This window comes from Bradyrhizobium sp. GW821-FHT12B03 (assembly GCF_058807535.1).
Genome location: NZ_JBXAQU010000019.1, coordinates 42,092 through 56,711, shown reverse-complemented (window position 1 = coordinate 56,711; position 14,620 = coordinate 42,092). Strand labels below are relative to the sequence as shown.

Annotated in this window: 12 protein-coding genes; 5 read left to right on the top strand and 7 right to left on the bottom strand. The window is 66.1% G+C overall.

Going from position 1 to position 14,620, the window contains the following annotated elements:
* Positions 1 to 35: 35 nt before the first annotated feature.
* Together AC1RUR_RS29395 and acs are read right to left on the bottom strand one after the other, a co-directional pair.
* Entirely contained in the window at positions 36 to 1,319 is a 1,284-nt protein-coding gene (locus tag AC1RUR_RS29395; RefSeq protein WP_492850541.1) for a toll/interleukin-1 receptor domain-containing protein, read from the bottom strand.
* Between the two features lie 196 nt (positions 1,320 to 1,515).
* A complete protein-coding gene (acs, locus tag AC1RUR_RS29390) occupies positions 1,516 to 3,462 on the bottom strand; it encodes an acetate--CoA ligase (protein ID WP_492850539.1) in 1,947 nt (648 codons plus the stop codon).
* 422 nt (positions 3,463 to 3,884) lie between these two features.
* Between acs and AC1RUR_RS29385 the strand changes: the two genes are divergently transcribed.
* Positions 3,885 to 5,054, top strand: coding sequence for a DNA topoisomerase IB (locus AC1RUR_RS29385; protein ID WP_492850537.1), 1,170 nt, complete (start codon positions 3,885 to 3,887; stop codon positions 5,052 to 5,054).
* 11 nt (positions 5,055 to 5,065) lie between these two features.
* On the opposite strand, the gene AC1RUR_RS29380 is transcribed toward AC1RUR_RS29385, so the two are convergent.
* Positions 5,066 to 5,521, bottom strand: coding sequence for an SRPBCC family protein (locus tag AC1RUR_RS29380; protein ID WP_492850535.1), 456 nt, complete (start codon positions 5,519 to 5,521; stop codon positions 5,066 to 5,068).
* A gap of 101 nt (positions 5,522 to 5,622) precedes the next feature.
* Between AC1RUR_RS29380 and AC1RUR_RS29375 the strand changes: the two genes are divergently transcribed.
* Positions 5,623 to 6,717 (top strand): adenylate/guanylate cyclase domain-containing protein, encoded by a 1,095-nt coding sequence (locus tag AC1RUR_RS29375; RefSeq protein WP_492850741.1) that lies wholly within the window; start codon positions 5,623 to 5,625, stop codon positions 6,715 to 6,717.
* A 43-nt stretch (positions 6,718 to 6,760) separates the two neighbouring features.
* Here the strand turns inward: AC1RUR_RS29375 and AC1RUR_RS29370 are convergent, their stop codons facing one another.
* The 4 genes from AC1RUR_RS29370 to tsaD all read right to left on the bottom strand — a co-directional run bounded on the left by AC1RUR_RS29370 (position 6,761) and on the right by tsaD (position 10,562).
* Positions 6,761 to 7,174 (bottom strand): EVE domain-containing protein, encoded by a 414-nt coding sequence (locus AC1RUR_RS29370; protein ID WP_492850739.1) that lies wholly within the window; start codon positions 7,172 to 7,174, stop codon positions 6,761 to 6,763.
* 102 nt (positions 7,175 to 7,276) lie between these two features.
* Positions 7,277 to 8,392, bottom strand: coding sequence for an alpha/beta hydrolase (locus tag AC1RUR_RS29365; RefSeq protein ID WP_492850532.1), 1,116 nt, complete (start codon positions 8,390 to 8,392; stop codon positions 7,277 to 7,279).
* A gap of 113 nt (positions 8,393 to 8,505) precedes the next feature.
* Positions 8,506 to 9,486, bottom strand: a complete 981-nt coding sequence (locus AC1RUR_RS29360; protein WP_492850530.1) for an NAD(P)H-dependent glycerol-3-phosphate dehydrogenase — start codon at positions 9,484 to 9,486, stop codon at positions 8,506 to 8,508.
* A gap of 2 nt (positions 9,487 to 9,488) precedes the next feature.
* Complete coding sequence (gene tsaD / locus AC1RUR_RS29355; RefSeq protein ID WP_492850528.1) at positions 9,489 to 10,562, bottom strand: tRNA (adenosine(37)-N6)-threonylcarbamoyltransferase complex transferase subunit TsaD; 1,074 nt, start codon at positions 10,560 to 10,562, stop codon at positions 9,489 to 9,491.
* A gap of 164 nt (positions 10,563 to 10,726) precedes the next feature.
* Between tsaD and AC1RUR_RS29350 the strand changes: the two genes are divergently transcribed.
* From AC1RUR_RS29350 to AC1RUR_RS29340, 3 genes are all read left to right on the top strand, one after another.
* Positions 10,727 to 11,488 (top strand): uroporphyrinogen-III synthase, encoded by a 762-nt coding sequence (locus tag AC1RUR_RS29350; protein ID WP_492850526.1) that lies wholly within the window; start codon positions 10,727 to 10,729, stop codon positions 11,486 to 11,488.
* Between the two features lie 65 nt (positions 11,489 to 11,553).
* Positions 11,554 to 12,762: a COG4223 family protein gene (locus tag AC1RUR_RS29345; RefSeq protein WP_492850524.1), complete on the top strand. Its 1,209-nt coding sequence runs from the start codon at positions 11,554 to 11,556 to the stop codon at positions 12,760 to 12,762.
* Positions 12,763 to 12,798: 36 nt separating this feature from the next.
* Complete coding sequence (locus AC1RUR_RS29340) at positions 12,799 to 14,577, top strand: heme biosynthesis protein HemY (protein ID WP_492850522.1); 1,779 nt, start codon at positions 12,799 to 12,801, stop codon at positions 14,575 to 14,577.
* The last annotated feature ends 43 nt before the right edge of the window (positions 14,578 to 14,620 follow it).

Sequence of the window (14,620 nt, the reverse complement as noted above, 5' to 3'; positions counted from 1 at the left end):
CGGGGAGGGCCGATCCGGGTCGCGCGGGCCGGCGGCTATTTGCAGATCCCCGAGCCGATCCAGATCTGAAGCGCGCTTGCACCGACGCTGGGATCCTGTTTAACGCTGACCTCGCCTGGAGCGATGCGTATCCCCGCGCCGGCAGGGGCCATGCCTGCAACGTCCTTGGCCAGCAGCTTGGCGAACGAGCGGTCGTCCTCCTGCCCGTACCGCACTTCGCAAAGGCGCGCCGCCGCCTCGGTCCGGGTGCCGCCGCCGGTCGGTTCCTGCCATTTCCAGCCCAGCGACTCCATCCCGCGCGCGAACGGCTTGATGTCGCGATCGCGGTCGAAGTTGCCGGCAAAGAAGAGAGAGGCGGTGTAGTCGCCGCGATAAGGCAGCCAAAGGCCGAGCTTGTTGGCCGCCATGGTTTGTCCGCGCGGATTGATGTTAGTGCCCAATAGCTCGTTAGCGATCACAGCGGCATTGGCCGCGGCCACATAATTCTTCCGATCCCCGGCAGCGTAGTCGATGCCTGAACGCGGCGATACCTTGTCTGGCTTGTCGTCGTTATCGACGGCGGTATCCGGAGTAGCCAGCTCATATCCGGCTTGCCGCAGCTTCTTCGCCAGTTCGTCGATCTGCTGCTGCGGGCGCTTCGTGTGCAGGTAGATCGTATATCCGTTGGAAGCAGCTGGTGTCGATGTGAGCGTTGGGGTCGGCGTCGGGGGCGCGCTCGCTGTGCGCTGGGCGGGCCAATTCGGAATGACGAAGATGCCGATAGTGACACTCGCAGCCATGGCCATAGCTATTGCCGTCAGCCACCCCCGAAAGGATTTAAGGTCTGAGGACTTATGCGCATTTTCGAGCTGTCGCTCCTGCGCAGGTGTCGCGCCGGTCGAACCAGGAAGTTCGTCGGCAGGTGATGAAGTTGACTTGGTCGGAGCGGGGCGAACTCCCACTTTCAACTGAATTGCTTGACGAAGCTTCACGAACTCCGGAGCGTTACGGTCTCCTTGCCATTTCGAAAAATCACCGGTCTGGATTCCTCGGAAGCCTAACGGCGGCTTGGTGCCGTCCAGCGAGATCGGGATGAGCTTGTTCGCCTCATGGGCGAGCCCGACTTCATCAAGAACGTATTTGGATTTCGTAGACGCTTTCGACCACGCGACAATCGTGCAAGGAGCCTTATTCAGCTCTTCCTCGATCTCCTCGCTAAAAGATCTCGCGATCTGAAGATCCTCGTCCCACCACACCGCCCACTCGGTTTCGAGCGCGTGAATAATGGGTTCGATTTGCGCGCGATCAACCTTGGCATAGCTGAAAAAGATATCGGCCAAGCATCAGCCCTCGAATAATCGCCTTGAAAGAACAACCTCAGGTTAGTCCCGGAATCTTCCGCGAGCAACATTGCAGGACCGGTGACGATCCGCGCAAACGACGGGGCCACGCAAGCGCGGCCCCGTTGGGAGGTCCAATACTACGAGCTCCTGGGTTCGATGCTCGCGCATCACCCTGGGATGACGGACGATGGCCCTACGCCGACTTCTTGTTCTGCCGGTTCTTGACGAGGTCGTCGACCACGCCGGGATCGGCCAGGGTCGAGGTGTCGCCCAGGCTGCCCGGCTCGTCCTCGGCGATCTTGCGCAGGATGCGGCGCATGATCTTGCCGGAGCGGGTTTTTGGCAGGCCCGGTGCGAACTGGATCTGGTCGGGCGAGGCGATCGGGCCGATCTCCTTGCGCACCCAGGTGACGAGCTCTTTCCGCAGATCGTCGGACGGCTGGATGCCGGCCATCAGGGTGACATAGGCGTAGATGCCCTGGCCCTTGATGTCGTGCGGGAAGCCGACCACGGCGGCTTCCGACACCTTCTCATGCGCAACCAGCGCGCTCTCGACCTCCGCGGTGCCCATGCGGTGGCCGGAGACGTTGATGACGTCGTCGACGCGGCCGGTGATCCAGTAATAGCCGTCGGCGTCGCGCCGGCAGCCGTCGCCGGTGAAGTACTTGCCCTTGTAGGTCGAGAAATAGGTCTGCTCGAACCGGGCATGGTCGCCATAGACCGTGCGCATCTGGCCCGGCCACGACCGCGTCAGGCACAGATTGCCTGATGTCTCGCCTTCCAGCACCTTGCCGTCGGCGTCGACGATCTCGGGCGCCACGCCGAAGAACGGCTGCGTCGCCGAGCCCGGCTTCAGCTTGGTCGCGCCCGGCAGCGGCGTGATCAGGATGCCGCCGGTCTCGGTCTGCCACCAGGTGTCGACGATCGGGCAGCGGTCGTCCCCGACGACGCGGTGATACCACTCCCAGGCTTCCGGATTGATCGGCTCGCCGACCGAGCCGAGCAGGCGCAGCGACGCGCGCGAGGTCTTCTTCACCGGCTCGTCGCCGCTCTGCATGAGGGCGCGGATTGCGGTCGGCGCGGTGTAGAAGATGTTGACCTTGTGCTTGTCGATGACGTTCCAGAAGCGCGAATTATCCGGATAATTCGGCACGCCCTCGAACATCAGCGTGGTCGCGCCGTTGGCGAGCGGTCCGTAGAGGATGTAGCTGTGGCCGGTGACCCAGCCGACGTCGGCGGTGCACCAGTAGATGTCGCCGTCGTGATAGTCGAAGACGTATTGATGCGTCATCGAGGCGAACACGAGATAGCCGGCGGAGGTGTGCAGCACGCCTTTGGGCTGGCCGGTCGAGCCTGACGTATAGAGGATGAACAGCGGATCCTCGGCGTGCATGTGCTCGACCGGGCATTCCGTCGTCACCATCGCCGCCGCCTCGTGATACCAGAGGTCGCGGGTCGGGTTCATGTCGACCTTGCCGCCGGTGCGCTTGACCACGACGACCCAGTCGACGCCGTCGGCCTTGGCGAGCGCGGCGTCGACATTGGCCTTCAGCGGCACCTTCTTGCCGCCGCGCAGGCCTTCGTCCGCGGTGATGATCACCTTGGATTGGCAGTCGTTGATGCGCTGGGCGAGGCTGTCGGGCGAGAAGCCCGCGAACACCACGGAGTGGATCGCGCCGATCCGCGCGCAGGCCAGCATCGCATAGGCGGCCTCGGGGATCATCGGCAGATAGATGGTGACGCGGTCGCCCTTCTTGACGTTGCGGGTGCGCAGGATGTTGGCCATCCGGCAGACCTCGTCGTGCAGCTCCTTGTAGGTGATGTGCCGGGATTGCGAGGGATCGTCGCCTTCCCAGATGATCGCGGTCTGGTTGCCGCGCTTGTGCAGATGACGGTCGATGCAGTTATGGGCGACGTTGAGGATTCCGTCCTCGAACCATTTGATCGAGACGTTGCCGGGCGCGAAGGAGACGTTCTCGATCTTCGTCGGCGCATGCATCCAGTCGATGCGCTTGGCTTGTTCGGCCCAGAAACCGTTCGGGTCCGAGATCGAGCGGGCGTACATTTCCTTGTACTTGGCATGGTCGACCCAGGCGCGCTTCGCCCACTCCGCCGGGACGTCGTAAATCTTCTCGGACATGTTTCCCTCCACATACGGCAAGCCGAACACAAGCGACTGGCAGGCCGACTTGATCGTTGAACCGATTATGCGTCGGGCTAACCGGACCCGACAAGGACCACAAGCTGGACCTTCGGCGAGCGGCCGACCATGCGGAGGATCAAGGTGCACAGGCCGGCTGTCGCAAATCTGAAACAGGCCGGGCGGGGCCTTTGGCTCTTTACCCAAATCGCCGGAACAGGCCTGCGCAGAGCCCCATGCGCCCTTCGGAGGTATTTAGGAACCGTCTCTCACTGATTCGGGACTCGCAATACGGTTCGGAACACCCTAAATGGCCAACCCGGGTCCCAAGAGACCGTCCAAGAGTCCGTCCAAGAGACCCTTGGAACAAAAATCAGAACAGCGGCATTGACCAATAACAGGCAGGGCTAAGGCGTAACACTATGATGGATCAGCAGAATCTCGGGACGATGCGGCCCGCTTCGGCCGATCCTGCTGCTATCGCTCTGGCCAAGGCCCTCGGACAATGGCCGAAACCGGCCGCATCAGGGCGTCCCAGCCCGAAAAAAGTCTTCGATACGGCGCCTGCGGCGACGGTCGAGGCGCTCGCCAGGGAGCTGGGCCTGCGGCTCGGCGACCAGAACGAGCTGACCATCCGCCGCATCAAGCGCGGCAAGGGCTATTCCTTCGTTCGCCCCAACGGCGCGCATATCCGCGACGCCCGCACCATCCGCCGGCTGCACGCCATGGCGGTGCCTCCGGCCTATCGCGAGGTGCGCTACTCGGCCGATCCGAGCACGCATCTCCAGGCGGTGGGACGCGACGCCGCGGGCCGGCTGCAATACCGCTATCACGCCGACTGGGAGAAGGTCCGCGAGCACCGCAAGGCGCATCGCCTGGAGAAGCTCGTCGGCGCGTTGCCAAAGATCCGGCGCAAGGTGTCGGCGTTCCTGTCGGGCGACGAGCCGACGCGCGAATTCGCACTCTCGGCGGTGATCGAGCTGATCGCGCGCACCGCGATCCGTCCCGGCAACGAATCCTACGCCCGCCTCAACGGCACCCGTGGCGCCACCACGCTGCTGAAATCCAATGTCACGCTCGAAGACGATTGCTTCGTGCTGACCTTCAAGGCAAAGGGCGGCAAGGCGGTGCGGAAAGAGTGCGACGCGGCCAAGCTGGTGCGTGCCATCGGCATTTTGCAGGGCGTTCCCGGCAAGCGCATGTTCCAGTATCGCGATGCCTACGGCATCGTGCGCGCGGTGAGCACCACGCAGGTGAATGCGTTTCTGCGCGAAATCGCCGGCATCAAGATCTCGCTGAAGGATTTTCGTACGCTGATGGCGTCCGCCGTCGTCGTCGAATCGCTGTCGCGGATCACGCCGGCGACCAGCCAGCGCGGCCGCAAGAAGCAGGTGCTGGACGCGATCCGCGCCGCGGCCGACAAGCTCTCCAACACGCCGGCGATCTGCCGCAAGAGCTATGTCCACGACACCATCGTCACCGCCTTCGAGGACGGCATCCTCGAGCGTTTCGCTGCGACCATGAAGGGCCAGCGCTCGCAGGCGAGGCGCGAGCAGCTCTTGCAGCAGGTGGTCGCGACCGCGGCGGTTTAAGCCGCTCGTCGCTACGTTTTGTCTGAAACACCGTTGTCGGGACCGGGATCGCTGCCCGCGGCCGCAGAGGTGAGCCGTTCCAGATAGTGCGCCCACCCCTTCGCGTGCGCGGCGGCCTGTTGCTCGGTCGGCAGCCCGCTATGGGTCATGCGCAGCAGCGTGCCGCCGTCGCGCTCGATCAGGTCGATCTCGATCAGGCTCGAGCCGGGTGGCACTTCCTGGCCGCCCTCCCAGCCGAACGTGTAGGCCAGACGATGCACCGGCACGACCTCGCGGAAGGCGCCGCGGGCGACGCCGCCGCGCGGTCCGACTCCCTTGAGCAGATAGAGCCCGCCGGGATGCGGCTCCGTGGTCGCGTCGGAGCCCATCCAGCTCAAGATCTTCTCGGGATCGGTCAAATAAGCAAAGACGGTGGCACGTGGGGCTGCGATCTGGGTCTCGCGTCGCACTATGAACGGTTCTGTCATCGGCGATCATCCCTGGGCTGATCCTGGGACATGGCGGCGCCGCAGTGCCCCGTCAAGGATTGCCCGTGACAAAGACGGCCTTGCTTCGTCATCATCGGGCCATGCACCTCGCTCCTACCCTCGCCTGGCTCATTGACGCTGCCTCCGATAGTCCCGGGGCCGACCGTCTGCTTGCGGAACTCGGCGCGCATCTGATCGCCGACGGCGTGCCGCTTGCGGCGGGCAGCCTGACGCTGGAAGTGCCACACCCGCTGATCGCGAAGCGGACGTGGCTGTGGCGAGCCGAGAACGGCACGGTGATCGAAGCGCTCGGCTTTGCACCAGGCGGATTGGCACCCGATCCGCCCAACGATGCGGGTCGCCGCTGGCTCCGCGGCATTGCGGACGGCGAGGTGCATGAGGACATCGTCGGGCGGTCCGATGGACCGCTGCTCGGCTGGATCGGACCGCGTCCGTTCAGTGCGGATGAAATCGAGCAGCTGCGCCAGGCCGCGCGCTTTGCCGCGACGCCTCTTGCGGTGCTCGCCGCGCGCGCCACGTTGCGGGCGACGCTGGATGCCTATCTCGGCAAGCGCAGCGCCGAGCGCGTGCTGGCGGCACCGCTGCGGCGCGATCTCGGCGAGACCATTCAGGCCGCGCTGCTCTATGCCGATCTGCGCAACTTCACGAGCCTGTCGGAAACCACACCGCCGGCCCAGGTCATCGCGGCGCTCGACGCCTGGTTCGATCGCATCGCCGGTGCGGTTCACGCCTTTGGCGGCGAGGTGCTGAAATTCATCGGTGACGGCGTGCTCGCGATCTTCCCGGTGGTCGAGGCGTCACCACGTCGCGCCTGCGATGCGGCCTTGCGAGCCGCAAGCGCAGCCGAAGCCGGGATGGCGTATCTCAACGCCGAGCGCCGCGCACAAGGGTTGCCGCCGCTCGCGTTCGGTGCCGCGCTCCATCTCGGCGAGATGTTGTGGGGCAATATCGGCGCGGCCAACCGGCTCGATTTCACGGCGATCGGTCCCGCCGTCAATCTCGCCAGCCGGCTCGAAGGATTGTGCAAGTCGCTCGGCCAAACCGTGCTGGTGTCGGGCGCGCTTGCCGCCGAGACGGACATGCCTCTCGTTGCGCTCGGACCGCATTCGCTGCGTGGGATTGCGGCGCCTTGCGAGGTGTTCACTTTGCCGGAGACGCAAGCTCCGATATCGTAGCCCGGATTGCGCTCCGCTCCATCCGGGCTACGGCGGCGCTGACTTACACCCCGCCCATCTTGCAGACGAGCTTCCACTCCTCGGCCGTCACCGGCTGCACCGACAGGCGCGAATATTTCACCAGCGCCATGTCGGCGAGCTTCTTGTCCGCCTTGATCGCCGCCATCGTCACCGGTGTCTTCAAGGGCTTGTCGGCCTTGATATCGACGCAGACGAATTTTTCGGTCTTGTCGGTCGGATCGGGATAGGCCTCCTTGATGATCTCCGCGATGCCGACGATCTCCTTGCCCTCGTTGGAATGATAGAAGAACGCCTTGTCGCCCTTCTTCATCGCGACGAGGTTCTGGCGCGCTGTGTAATTGCGCACGCCGGTCCAGGCTTCACCCTTGGCGCCCTTCGCCACCTGCTGGTCCCAGGACCACACCGACGGTTCGGATTTCACCAGCCAGTAGTTCATCGCAACCTGCCCCATTCACGGATACGCCGTCTCGCAAGACGCGATATTTAGGGCACACGGATGCCCGCGACAAGCGCGGGCATCCGATATCCGTCGCAGCACTCATTCCTTCAGATATCGATCGAAGAACTTCGCGATGTCGGTAAAGGCCTCCCGGGTCTCCGGCGCATTGACGTTGAACTGGTACTGCGCGTGAGACTGGCCCTCGTAGACGTTGAGATCTGCAATCACGCCGGCGCGGCGCAATTTGCGATGGGTGCGAACCGTGTTGCTGAGGAACAGATCGCGGGTGCCCGACGTCAGGATGGTCGGCGGGAAGCCCTTGAAGTCACCGTAGATCGGCGAGATGTAGGGATTCTTCAGGTCCGTGCCGTTGGCGTAGAGCTTTGCGGCGCGGCCGAGCCAGCCGTCCCAGGTCACCAGCACATTGTCGACCCACTCATTGCTGGCATAGGTGTCGCCGACCTTGTCGATGTCGGACCACGGCGTGCCCGGTGCGATCGCCGCCGGCTTCGGCAGTTTCTCGTCCCTGGCCCGCAGCACCATCGCAAGCGTCATCGCCCCGCCCGTCGACGTTCCGAAGATCGCCATCCGCCGTGCGTCGTGCGTCTTCGTGACTTCCTTCCAGACCGCCATCGCATCGTCCATCGCGGCGGGATAGGGGAAGTCGGGCGGCATGCGGTAGTCGACCGAGATCACCTTGAAGCCGCCAAAACCCGCCATCATGATGGCTTCCGGCAATGCGGCTTCGCCGGGTCCGAACACATAGCCGCCGCCATGGACGTGGACCAGAAGGCGTCGCCGGTTCTCGGGCGGGATCTTGTTCGGCGTGACGATGAAGCAATGCACGCCCGCGATTTTGGTCTCCTCGACCTTGACGCCGAGCTTGTCCTTCATCGCGGGAACGCCTGCGATTGACAGTCTTGCGCGGCGATCGATCAGTTCCTTCCATTCCGCCGCGGTTTTCGGGTCCGCATTGAAATGCGGCGGAAAGGGCGCGCCGATCATGGCCTGCATGTCGGAGCTGACGTCGTTGGCGGGATTGGTGATCGACTTGACGGGCGCGACCCGTTTGCCGTTCTCGGCATTGGCTGACGCCTCGCTCTTGGCGAGCTCGTCATAGGAGAGTGCGGCCTGGGCGCGGACGTCGGTGGGTAGTGCGACGGCGGCAAGTGTGAGGATGGCGATCGAAACGATCGCATGATGCGGTTTGCGCATGCGTTCTTCCCTTGGATCCGTTTCGTTGTTGTTGGACCGGGATCCTGCGGCGTACCGCTAGGCTAGACCAGCGTGCAGAGGTCGTGAAGTACCACCCGACGCTCAGGCCGCCGTCATTCTTCGGCCTTGAACGGCCGTGTCAGCAGCCCTTCGATCGCGGCATCGATCGTCAATTTGTCGTCGAGGATCGCAGCGACCGCTTGCGAGACCGGCATGTCGACGTTTCCGGCGGCCGCAAGCTCGACCAGCACCGGCGCGGTGAATACACCTTCCGCAAGCTTGCCCGCCGGCGCGGCCTCGCCGCGACCGAGCGCAATGCCGAGCGCGAAATTGCGCGATTGCGCGGTCGAACAGCTCAGGAGCAGGTCGCCAAGGCCGGAGAGGCCCGAGAGTGTTTCCGTGCGCGCGCCGCAGGCACGGCCGAGCCGTGCCAACTCGCTGAAGCCGCGCGTCGTCAGCGCGGCGAGCGCGGAGGCCCCGAGGTTGCGGCCGACCACGATGCCGGCGGCGATCGCCAGCACGTTCTTGGCGGCGCCGCCGATCTCGACGCCGCGAACATCGGTCGTGTGATAGGGCCGGAAGGTCGCCGAGCCCAGCACCTGCACGAGCGCGCTCGCCAAGGCCTCATCCTTTGCTGCCAGCGTTACCGCCGTCGGCAGGCCCCGCGCGACGTCGTCGGCAAAGCTCGGGCCCGACAGGATCGCCGGCTGCGCGTGAGGCGCGGCCTCGGCGATCACGTCGGTCATGAATTTGTGCGTGCCGTGCTCGATGCCCTTGGCGCAGGCGACGATCGGCGCCGGTTTCGTCAGATGCGAGGCCAGCATGTTGACGGCGCCGCGCAGATGCTGCGCCGGCGTTGCGATCAGCAGCATGTCGGCGCGCGCGGCGAGCGTCAGCTCGCTCGTCACGACAATCTCAGGAGCAAGCCGCACGCCGGGCAGCCGCGGATTGTCGCGGGTCGAAGCGATGCGCGTCGCATGATCGGCATTGCGCGCCCACAGCGTGACGCTCCGCCCGGCCCGCGCGGCCACCATCGCCAGCGCCGTGCCCCAGGCGCCGGCGCCGATCACCGCGACGGAGTGGTACGCAGCCATTTCTAGTATCCCGCCCGCGTATTGCCGTAGCCGGCCGGCGCCGTCGCATTGGCATCGAGCAGCCAGCGGGCGCGGGGTTGCGCTTCCATCGTGTCGGTCAGGCCGAGCGCGAGCCGTTCGGCGCCGGCCCAGGCGATCATCGCACCGTTGTCGGTGCAGAGCGCGGGTGGCGGCATGATCAGTTGCGTCTGCGCTTGCCTGGCAACGTCATCCAGCGCGCCGCGGATGGCCTGATTGGCGGCGACGCCGCCGGCCGCGACGAGCGCACGCGGTGCCCCGAACCGCTCGCGGAAAAGTCTCAAGCCGACATTCAGGCGGTCGGCTGTCGAATCCAGCACCGCGGCCTGGAAGCTCGCACAGAGGTCGCTGATATCCTGCGGCGTGATCTCGGTGAGCCGGCTGGCCTCGTTGCGGACCGCGGTCTTCAAACCCGACAGGGAGAAGTTGGCATCTGGCCGACCCTGCATCGGCCGCGGAAAGGCAAAGCGCGTGGCATCGCCGTTGGCCGCCGCGCGCTCGACCTGCGGGCCGCCGGGATAGGGCAGGCCCAGCATCTTCGCGACCTTGTCGAACGCCTCGCCGATGGCGTCGTCGACGGTGGTGCCGAGCCGCACATATTGGCCGACGCCGGTGACGGCGACGATCTGGGTATGGCCGCCGGAGGCCAGGAACAGGCAGTACGGAAATTCGATTCCGTCGGTGAGGCGCGGCGTCAGTGCGTGCGCCTCCAGATGGTTCACCGCGACCAGCGGCGTGTCGTGCACCATCGCGATGGCCTTTGCGGTGGTGAGCCCGACGATGACGCCGCCGATCAGGCCGGGCCCCGCAGCGGCCGCGACGCCGTTGAGCTCGGCATAATCGGTGCCGGCCTCGTGCATGGCACGGTCGATAATGCCGTCGAGCACGTCGACATGGGCGCGGGCGGCGATCTCCGGGACGACGCCGCCGAAACGGGCATGCTCCTCGACCTGCGACCGCACGATGTTGGACAGGATCTTGCCGCTGCCGTCAGGCGCGCGCTCGATCACGGCCGCGGCGGTCTCGTCGCAGGTGGTTTCGATGCCCAGTACCAGCATTGGCGAATTGTTATCCAATTTGCGCCCTTCTCACCCCCCTTGCGCTCATCCGCAAAGCAGAGTTCTGGTACGTCCGGTAGCATTCCCGGGTCGGCTTGCGCAATCGTCACGCGCGGCCGTCCTCCGTGAATGCATCACCGTCACGCGGTTCGGGAACACGAGCGATGTCCATTCTTGTCACACGGCCGCATCCCGACAACGAGGCGACGGCTGACAATTTGCGCGCGCGGGGGCATGTGGTGCTGCTTGCGCCGGTGCTCAAGTTCGAGCCGGTTGCTTTCCACGACGAGAGCGAGGCGAACTATGGCGCCATCATCGTCACATCGGCCAATGCGATCCGTGCCGTCGCGCCGCAATTGCAAGATCTTGGCCTAAAGAACCTCGGCTTGTTGAAGCTCCCGCTGTTTGCGGTCGGCGAGCATACCGCGACTGCCGCGCGCGACGCCGGCTTCGCCGAGGTGATCATCGCCGGCGGCGATGCCGCGGCCCTCCGCGACAAGGTCATTCAAAGCGCGCGCGGCAAGGTGCTGAAGAAGAAGAGCACGCTGCTTTATCTCGCCGGCGCGGATCTGTCGCGCGATCTCGGTGGCGAGCTCGGCGCCGAAGGATTCAACGTGGTCACGCAAACGACCTATCGCATGGCGCCGGTCAAGATTCTCCCGCGCGAAGTCTCCGAGGGCTTCGCCGCGCATGGAATCGAGGCGGTGCTGCATTACTCCCGACGCAGCGCGCGGGCCTTCCTGGAGGCGGCGCGGGACGAAGGCGTCGAAATCTCGGCGCTGGCGATCCCGCAATGCTGCCTGTCCGAGACGGTCGCCAGCGTGCTGCGCGATGCCGGTGCGTCGCAGGTTCTGGTGGCTGCGACGCCGGACGAAAATGCCTTATTTGACACCTTGGAGCGTGCTTTGCGCACCCGATTGGCGTAAGAGGTCGGGCCGAATCCGACGCGATCGGGTCCGACCCGGGTATGGAAGTGTGAGGAACCGTCACGATGGCCGACGACAAGCCTGAAGACGCAGGATTGGCCCCCGAGTCCGGTCGTGCCAGGCGGCCCCCGCCCACCATCGACCTCGAGGCGAGCGAAGTCTCGACCCAGCCGCAGGAGGTGGCCGGCGAGCCCGAGGCTCCGCCGGCGAGCGAGCACACCGACCCTGAGCAGGCAAAATCCGAGCAGGCTGGCGCCGAGCCGGAGCGCGGCGAGGCGCAGGCCGCGGCTGCGGCCGCTCCCGCGTCGCCTCCGGTTTCACCCTGGGTCATCGCGCCGTTCTCCGGCGCGGTGGCGGCAGCCGTCGTGATCGGGGTCGGCTGGGTGCTGGGCTGGCCCGCCGTGCAGGCGCCGCCGGCCGCGCCACAAGTGACAAGCGCGACGGTCGACGCGCTGAACGGTCGCGTTGCCGCGGTCGAAGCCAAGGCCGGCAAGCCCGGCGCCGATCCGGCCATGGTGGCGCGGATCGACGCGCTGGAAAAATCCGCAAGCAGCCTGCGCAGCGACATCGCCAATCTGCGGGCACAGTCCGACAAGGCCGCGAGCGCACTGAACGATGCGAAGTCTGCGCCGAGCGCTGCTTCGCCTGATCTTGCCGCTCTCAACGACCGCATCGCGCAGCTCGAGCGCGCCAGCAAGACGGAGCGGGCCGAGCTCGCCCAGCAGGGCGAGAAGATCGCCGACGCCAGGACGATGGACGACAAGCCGTTGCGCCACGTGGTGGCGGCGGCCCTGCTCGACGTCGCCGTGCGCCATGGCGATCCCTACGAGGCGCAGCTCGCTGCGGCGCGGTCGCTGGCGGCCAAGCCCGAGATGCTGAAGCCACTCGATACCTTTGCATCGTCGGGCATCCCGACCCCGGTTGCGCTGAGCCGCGAGCTCCTCACCATCGTGCCAAAGCTGTCGCCGCCGGCGGAAGCCCAGTCCAGCGGCGGCATCGTCGAGCGCCTCCAGGCCGGGGCGTCAAAACTCGTCCGCATCGAGCGGACCGACGGGGTCGGCAATGATCGCGGCGCCATCGTGGCGCGGGTAACGGCTGCAGCGCTCCGCAATGATTTCGTCGAGGCGCGGCGCGAGTTGAAGTCGCTGCCCGATGCCGATCGCGCTCCGGCGCAGATCTGGCTGGACAAGACCAATGCCCGCGATGCCGCGCTCGCCGCGTCCCGCAAATTCGCCGACGATGCCATGGCGGATCTCGTCAAGCCTGCTCAATAAAGCTTCGCGCAATAATCAGCGCGTATAGGGATCGCCATGCTTCGCATCGTCCTTTTCCTCGTCCTGATTGCACTGGCGGCGGCCGGCGCGGCCTGGGTAGCCGATCAGCCCGGCGATCTCGTCCTGACCGCGGGCGGCTTCCGCGCCTCAACGACGTTGCCGAGGTTCGTGTTCTTGCTTGCCCTCTTTGCCGCGGCAGTCGTGCTCGTCTGGAGCATCCTGACGACGGTCTGGCGGACGCCGGGGCGTTTGCGCCGCCGCCGCCACGAAAAGCGCCACGCGCGCGGCCGCCACGCCATCACCCACGGCCTGCTCGCGATCGGTCATGGCGACACTGCGCTCGCCCGCCGTCACGCCGAGACGGCGCGGCGGCTTGCCGCGAACGATCCGCTCGCGCTTCTCTTGCACGCCCAGTCGGCACAGCTCGAAGGCAATCGCGACGAGGCGCAGCGCGCCTTCCGCGCCATGGCCGAGCGCGAGGATACGCGGCTGCTCGGCCTGCGCGGCCTGTTCATCGAGGCGCAACGGGCCGACGATGCGGTCGGCGCCGTGATGATCGCGGAGGAAGCGATCAAGCTGTCGCCGTCGTCGACCTGGGCCTCGCATGCGGTGCTCGGCTTCCGCTGCGCGCGCAGCGACTGGCGCGGGGCGCTGGCGATTCTCGATTCGAATCTGTCCGCCGGCCTGATCGACAAGCAGGCCTATCGCCGGCAGCGCGGTGTGCTGCTCACGGCGCGCGCGCTGGAATTGGAGACGATGGACCGCGACGTCGCGCGCGAGAGCGTGATGGAAGCGATCAAGCTCGCGCCGACCTTGGTGCCGGCCGCCGTGCTCGCTGCAAAATTCGAGAGCGAAGCGCATCAGGTGCGCCGTGCCATGAAGCTCGTCGAGGCCGCCTGGCTCGCCAATCCGCATCCCGATCTGGCCGAGGCCTACGCGCATGTGAAGCTCGGCGATTCCGCGCGGCAGCGCTTGCAGCGGGTCGAGACGCTTGCCGCCAAGACGCTTGCCGACAAGGCTGGCTATGTCGAAGGCCAGCTCGCAATCGCCCGCGCGGCGATCGATGCCTCCGAGTTTGCCCGCGCGCGCGCCGTGCTGGCTCCTTACATCAACGATCCGACCCAGCGCGTCGCGCTGCTGATGGCCGAGATCGAGCGTACCGAGCACGGCGACGGCGGCCGCGCCCGCGCCTGGACCTTGCGCGCGGTGCGTGCCCGGCACGATCCGGCCTGGACCGCCGACGGCTATGTCAGCGATCGCTGGCGCCCGGTCTCTCCGGTCACCGGCCGTCTCGACGCCTTCCAGTGGCAGACGCCGGTCGCGAGCCTTCCTTCCGACAGGGGGGCCGTGATCGAATCTTCGGCCTTCGAGGAAGCCATGCTGGCGGCCCCGCCGCCGAAACGGGTGACGGCGCCTGTGGGCGACGCCCCGACGGAACCGGCTCCGGCTGCATTGGCCCCCGCCGAGCAGGACAATTCACCTCCGGCGGCCATGGAAGAGCCCAAGGAAGAACCCAAGGCAGAACCCAAGGCAGAACCCGCGGTTACGTCCGCCGAGCCGCCCGAACCGGCCCCTGAGCCGGCCGAATCATCGCCGGCCGCGGCGACGCCGGTGTTCCGGACCCGCGCCGACCTCGGCAAGCCCATGCCCGCCCCGATTTCCGCCGTCATCCCGATCGTCCGCGCCCCCGATGATCCCGGCATCGATGACGAGGGCCCAAGTGATGAATTTACGGAACAAATCGGCACGCCCAGGGACGCTGCAAAGGCCCAGGCCGGCGGCTGGCGTGGATTCTGGTCCCGTTGGGGCGCGTGAGGCCCATTTCGCCTCCCGCTTGTTCTTGCCAATTCGGGCCATG

Excerpts from the sequence above, each read along its gene's own strand:
- AC1RUR_RS29350 (WP_492850526.1), top strand. The coding sequence starts at position 10,727 with ATGTCCATTCTTGTCACACGGCCGCATCCCGACAACGAGGCGACGGCT.
- tsaD (WP_492850528.1), bottom strand. The coding sequence starts at position 10,562 with ATGCTGGTACTGGGCATCGAAACCACCTGCGACGAGACCGCCGCGGCC.
- AC1RUR_RS29365 (WP_492850532.1), bottom strand. The coding sequence starts at position 8,392 with ATGCGCAAACCGCATCATGCGATCGTTTCGATCGCCATCCTCACACTT.
- AC1RUR_RS29375 (WP_492850741.1), top strand. The coding sequence starts at position 5,623 with ATGCACCTCGCTCCTACCCTCGCCTGGCTCATTGACGCTGCCTCCGAT.
- AC1RUR_RS29385 (WP_492850537.1), top strand. The coding sequence starts at position 3,885 with ATGATGGATCAGCAGAATCTCGGGACGATGCGGCCCGCTTCGGCCGAT.
- AC1RUR_RS29345 (WP_492850524.1), top strand. The coding sequence starts at position 11,554 with ATGGCCGACGACAAGCCTGAAGACGCAGGATTGGCCCCCGAGTCCGGT.
- AC1RUR_RS29340 (WP_492850522.1), top strand. The coding sequence starts at position 12,799 with ATGCTTCGCATCGTCCTTTTCCTCGTCCTGATTGCACTGGCGGCGGCC.
- AC1RUR_RS29360 (WP_492850530.1), bottom strand. The coding sequence starts at position 9,486 with ATGGCTGCGTACCACTCCGTCGCGGTGATCGGCGCCGGCGCCTGGGGC.
- AC1RUR_RS29370 (WP_492850739.1), bottom strand. The coding sequence starts at position 7,174 with ATGAACTACTGGCTGGTGAAATCCGAACCGTCGGTGTGGTCCTGGGAC.
- acs (WP_492850539.1), bottom strand. The coding sequence starts at position 3,462 with ATGTCCGAGAAGATTTACGACGTCCCGGCGGAGTGGGCGAAGCGCGCC.
- AC1RUR_RS29380 (WP_492850535.1), bottom strand. The coding sequence starts at position 5,521 with ATGACAGAACCGTTCATAGTGCGACGCGAGACCCAGATCGCAGCCCCA.